Annotated in this window: 4 protein-coding genes; 3 read left to right on the top strand and 1 reads right to left on the bottom strand. The window is 32.0% G+C overall.

What is annotated here, in order from left to right:
• Positions 1-651 precede the first annotated feature (651 nt).
• Positions 652-2,484, top strand: coding sequence for a hypothetical protein (locus ACP6PM_RS29065; protein ID WP_426590364.1), 1,833 nt, complete (start codon positions 652-654; stop codon positions 2,482-2,484).
• Positions 2,485-3,135: 651 nt separating this feature from the next.
• Here the strand turns inward: ACP6PM_RS29065 and tnpA are convergent.
• Positions 3,136-3,453: an IS200/IS605 family transposase gene (gene tnpA, locus ACP6PM_RS29060; RefSeq protein WP_426590366.1), complete on the bottom strand. Its 318-nt coding sequence runs from the start codon at positions 3,451-3,453 to the stop codon at positions 3,136-3,138.
• 284 nt (positions 3,454-3,737) lie between these two features.
• Between tnpA and ACP6PM_RS29055 the strand changes: the two genes are divergently transcribed.
• Both ACP6PM_RS29055 and rfbC read left to right on the top strand, forming a co-directional pair.
• Entirely contained in the window at positions 3,738-4,595 is an 858-nt protein-coding gene (locus tag ACP6PM_RS29055) for a class I SAM-dependent methyltransferase (RefSeq protein ID WP_426590363.1), read from the top strand.
• A 334-nt stretch (positions 4,596-4,929) separates the two neighbouring features.
• Positions 4,930-5,478: a dTDP-4-dehydrorhamnose 3,5-epimerase gene (rfbC, locus tag ACP6PM_RS29050; RefSeq protein WP_426590362.1), complete on the top strand. Its 549-nt coding sequence runs from the start codon at positions 4,930-4,932 to the stop codon at positions 5,476-5,478.
• Positions 5,479-5,673 lie beyond the last annotated feature (195 nt).

Here is a 5,673-nt window from a genome sequence, read left to right as displayed (position 1 = left end):
GAGCTTTTACCTACAAAATTCACAGGCAAGTTTTTAGCAAATTCAAAATAGAAATTTCATTCATCTCTATTGCCACATACGCAATAGGAATTTTGACTCACTTCTTTTTTATTGCAGATGTAGGAATAGGAGCTTTTACCTACAAAATTCACAGGCAAGTTTTTAGCAAATTCAAAATAGAAATCTCATTCATTTCTATTGCTACATACGCAATAGGAATTTCGACTCACTTCTCTTTTGTTGCGGATATCGCAATAGGAGTTTTGACCTATATAGCGCTACGCATTAAGGTTAGGACATTTATAAATCCTCAAATCCTTTGATAGTCAACTGTTCCGTTTTCCCTGTTCCCTATTCCCGATTCAAGTAGCGCTATAAAATCCAGAAGTCAACTTTTAGCAAATCCAAAATAGAAATCTCATTCATTTTTATTGCTATATACGCAATAGGAATTTTGACTCACTTCTCTTTTGTTGCGGATATCGCAATAGGAGTTTTGACCTATAAAATCCAGAGTCAAATTTTTAGCAAATTAGCAAATCAGAAATATAAATTTTATTCAGCTATATCGCCACACAGCTCTAAAGAGACGGGACTTTAAACTTCGCTTTAAGGTAATATTTCCAAAAGTTATCTGTCAATTTTCTAATAATGCGAAAAATATTTTCCCAAACCAAAATATTATTACCAACCCTTTATATTTTCCCAGTCTTATTACTTCTCTGGTTTCTCGCTAATTTTAGTGTCAACGTTCCCTACTGGGATCAATGGAGATTAACCCCTATCTTTGAGAGAGTTGCTGAAGGAAACGCCACATTTTTTGACTTTTTCACAGTACACGGACATCACAGAATATTAATACCAAAATTAATCATTACTGCCTTAGCTTTTGCTACAAAATGGAACACTCAAGCTGAAATAATTTGTAGCGTAATTTTTGTCATGATCACATTTTTTGCTATTTGCAAAATAGCCGAAATTCAATTTCATAATAAAAGCAAAAATATCCTACATATAGCAAATATATTAAGTTGTTTATTCTTATTCTCCCTAGTACAACATCAGAACTGGTTATGGGGATTTACCCTATTTTGGTTTCTGACAAACCTATGTCTAATAATGGCAGTATATTTTATTCACACATTAGAGAATTTTTCGGCAAAAACAAGAATATTTCTGGCAGCAATATTTTGTTTAATCGGAAGTTTTACCCTAATACAAGGATTACTTTATTGGCTGGTTTTAATTCCGTCAATATTATCTATAGAAGGGAAAGCCAAACAAAAAATTAGTAGACTAAGTATCTGGATTTTGCTGTTTATAATTTCATGTATTGTCTACGCAATTAACTTTAATCCGATTCGCGATCCTAAACCATTTTTATTTACAGAACAACCATTTTTGATAATAAATTACTTTTTAGCCGTTTTAGGTTTACCTTTAGTTAGACTTCCCATACCGGCAATTTTAACGGGATTAATATTATTATCTAGTTTCCTATTTTTTACATATTACTTTTTCAATAATTCTTGGTTTAAACCAGAAAATCAAGAATTAGGAATCAGAAGTAAGCTAGGTAAGAGAATGAATTGGCAATGGGAACTTAGAGGAAAAATATTCTCTATTACTGACTCTTCTTTCAAAGCAACTATTCCTTGGTTAACAATAGGTACATTTTCTCTAATTTCTGCTTTATCTATATCTGTAGGTAGAGCAGAATATGGAGTTGAAAATGCAATAATTTCTTCCCGATATACAACCACATCAATATTATTAATTATCTCTCTAATTTATCTCCTAGCTTTGTTTGTACAGGAACAACAAAAGTATTTATCAATATATAAAATTTTGGCTGTTGCAATGACAGGAATTATGACGATTAACTCGGTGTATGTTGTGAGGAATCTAAAATTAAGTTTTCCCTACATGGAAAGTCGGAAAGAATGTCTAGAAATAATTAACTATTTAGCAGATTCAGAATTTATTAAAACATCTCCAGATAGTTGTTTAGTATTAATGAATGGCAAAACTTGGTTAGTCAGACAAGGTGCAGAAATTATGGCAAAATTAGGATGGCGAGAATTCCCTCAAAATCTAGAATTTATCAAACAACCAAAACAAAATTATGGGTATTTAGACAATCCTCAAACAACTGCAAAACCTGTAATTATTAAAGGTGACGAAACTCTAAATTTAGGAGGTTGGGCAATTATACCAGATGGAAAAGAAACACCTAACTTAGTATTACTTTCTTCTGGTGAGAATCAAGATTTTTTTGCCAATGCTATTGTTAACTTAGAGAGTAATGATATTGCTAAAATTATGAAGTCAAAACTTTATAGTAGAGCGAGATGGAAAGTAAAATTTTCAGCTAAATCTTTGCCTGTGGGAGAAACTGTTATTAAAGCTTGGGTTTATAATTCTGACAAACAAGAATTTGTCAAATTAAATGATGAAGTTAATGTCAAGATAGAAATATATTAATAACTGGATTGAAATTTCAATGCAGGTATCCCACCGTGAAATGAATTATTCAACACAAGCATCCCACCGTGAAATGAATTTCACGACTCATAGCTGAATTCCCTTTTCAGCGACTGAAAAAACTGAGTCCTCTTGAGAGAACTTGAGCTGTGAGTCAGGGATTTTAATCCCTGGCATATTGAGGTGAAAATTTTAATATTAGGTCGCCATGAAATGAATTATTGAACACAGGCATTCCGCCGTGAAATGAATTCCACAGGTTATAGCTGAAGTCCCTTTTCAGGGACTGAAAAAACTGATACCATTTCTCTGTAACAGTGCGCTTAATAATTCTTACCCAGACTTGAATTTTACTAATAGCTGTTATCTTTTATTAAGCGCAACATCAGGTCGAAATGGTATGAGTCTTTTTGAGAGGACTTGAACTGTGAGTCAGGGATTTTAATCCCTGGTATTATTAGAGAATTTTAAAGGGGAATCGTCTTTATCAGTCATTTGTTCTAGTTGGGAATTTACCGAAAAATTAGGGGTTGGTGATTAGGTAATGTTCTTCAATATTTATGAACTGTACAACTATAGTTTTTTCATAGATATTTAAGAAAAAAGCATTACGCATTTACCAACGCCTACAGAAGAGGTAATTATTAATTATTAATTATTGAAGGTTCCTTTTAAATGATGTTGTTTTTGATTATCGACATAAGCGATCGCTCGCTCTAATTGTGTTTGTCTTAAAGAAAAGACCCCATATCCTGTTTGCCAAGCAAATTTATTTTCCTTCCTAGATAGAAAATTATTTAGATAATTAGAACTACTACCTTTAATATTTTTGACAAAATAAGAAATAGGGAAAGTAGGTGGGATTGAAACTACTAAATGAATATGATTTTCTGTGTCATTAATAGCATGAATAATACAATTAAAAGCATTAGCTTTGTCAATAATATAATGATAAATTTGAGTTTCTATATTTAGTTTTATTAGAGGTTATGTTTCTTTAGTTGAGCAAATAAAATGATAGTAAATTCGCCATAATGCCATTTTGATTTTTATCTTTTAAATATACAAATTTAGGTGAAAATTGATATCCCGTCCAGAAATGAATTTCTAGGTAATAAATTAAATCCTCTGAAACTGACTCAGTATTTTTAGTCCCTTAAAAGAGACTTGAGCTATCAGCCTGGGATTTTAATCCCAGGTAATATATACTTATCTAAATGTAATGTAGACAAAAGTAATTTCAATCAAAAATTATGCAAAAAAATCATTGCCCCTTATGTCATACAAATAAATTTAACTACTACAAAGCAGGCGATGACTATCTATTAGCAAAATGTTCTGAATGTGGTATGGTATGGGATAATAATCCACCAGCAAATCCTACTGCTATCTATCAGGAAGATTATTATAATAACGATTTTCCCAAGGGAGGATATTCTAATTATTTTCAAGGGATGAAAATTAATAGTCAGACTTTTCGGAAGCGTTTATTAAAAGCAGAGAAAAAACTTTCTGGTCAAGGTTTATTATTAGATGTAGGTTGTGCTTTAGGTGATTGTTTGGAGCAAGCAAAAGATTTAGGATGGGATAATCCTCAAGGTTTAGAAGTATCAGAATATGCAGTGAAATTTGCTCAAAGTCGCGGTTTATCTGTATATCAAGGGGATTTGTTTAATCATAATTTTGAACCTAATTCTTTTGATTTGATTATGTTGCAAGATATGATTGAACATACGACAGATCCTATTGCTCAACTAACAGCAGCTTATCAACTTTTGAAACCTGGAGGATGGATTTTTATTACTACTCCCAATGTTGGAGGATTTTGGCATAAATTACTAGGGTCTTTGTGGTATCACTATAAACCAACAGAACACTTGACTTATTTTTCCCTTGATACGATAAAATTGGCTTTGGAAAAAAGTGGATTTTATGATGTAGAATCAAAGGCAACCAGTAATTTAATGAGTCTAGGATATATTTTGAATAGATTGAAGTATTATCAGCAGATTTTGTTCTCTTTTTTACTCTCAATTTCTCAATTTCTTCATCTAGATAAATTAGTCTTTAATTTATGGATAGGAGAGTTAGAAGCTTGGGGGAAAAAATAATTGATCATGGATAATTGATAATGGATAATTAACTGGAAAGTACAAAGTTATTCTAAAAAAGGTTTGCTTTCAAGACTGAAAGTATCACTGGAAAAAGCTTAGATCACCTAAAGTTCTGAATAGAGAAGTTTCTAAGTTTAATTACCTGAAAACCTTAGCTAACAATAATTATTTGAAGAATTTTCCACGATCTAGTAATTAATCCCCAGAGGTTTCAAACCGCTCCTTTTAATATAGATAATTATAGATAGTTGTCATTATTCATTATCAATTAATCAACCTCTTTTTCTATCTTCCTTTTTACTTATTCCTTCTAGCAAATGAGGTCAAAAAAATGAATGTAATTGTCACAGAAATTCCTGAAGTATTGTTAATAGAGCCAAAAGTTTTTGGAGACGAACGCGGCTTTTTTATGGAGAGTTTTAATCAACGTAATTTTTCAGAAAAAACGGGAATAAATCTGGAATTTGTGCAAGATAATCACTCTCGTTCTAGTCAAGGTGTACTTCGAGGTTTACATTATCAAATTCAACAAGCTCAAGGTAAATTATTACGAGCAGTTGTAGGAGAAATATTTGATGTTGCTGTAGATATTCGGAAAAATTCTCCTAATTTTGGTAAGTGGGTAGGTTATCTTTTAAGTGCAGAAAATAAACGACAACTTTGGGTGCCTCCTGGTTTTGCTCATGGTTTTTTGGTAGTGTCTGAAACTGCGGATGTTTTGTATAAGACTACTGATTATTATGCACCTGAATATGAACGTTCAATTCTGTGGAACGATCCAGAGATTGGGATTAGTTGGCCTTTGGATGGAATTGAGGTGAAATTATCTAAAAAAGATGAAGCTGGTACAAGTTTAAAAGATGCTGATTTGTTTGGATAAAAGGAGTCAGGAGTCAGGAGTCAGAATATCTTGGGAAAAATTACTGGCTAGAATGATTACTTGGAGTTGAACTTTTCCGCTTAACTTGATATTAAGACAAAATCAAAATCGGCAAATTCTCAAACTGTGAAATTCTCAACACTCCGAATTAGGAAATCAGAAGATTTCGGCGAACTTTCTAGCTAAAGTGATTTT

Origin of the sequence: Dapis brunnea BLCC-M229 (genome assembly GCF_050015995.1) — a bacterium.
Lineage (GTDB): Bacteria > Cyanobacteriota > Cyanobacteriia > Cyanobacteriales > Microcoleaceae > Trichodesmium.
The sequence above is the reverse complement of the archived record's forward strand: the minus strand, read 5'-3'. Positions and strand labels throughout refer to the sequence as shown.

Bases quoted from the DNA above. Each gene is read 5' to 3' on its own strand.
- ACP6PM_RS29065 (WP_426590364.1), top strand. From the start codon at position 652: ATGCGAAAAATATTTTCCCAAACCAAAATATTATTACCAACCCTTTAT.
- ACP6PM_RS29055 (WP_426590363.1), top strand. From the start codon at position 3,738: ATGCAAAAAAATCATTGCCCCTTATGTCATACAAATAAATTTAACTAC.
- rfbC (WP_426590362.1), top strand. From the start codon at position 4,930: ATGAATGTAATTGTCACAGAAATTCCTGAAGTATTGTTAATAGAGCCA.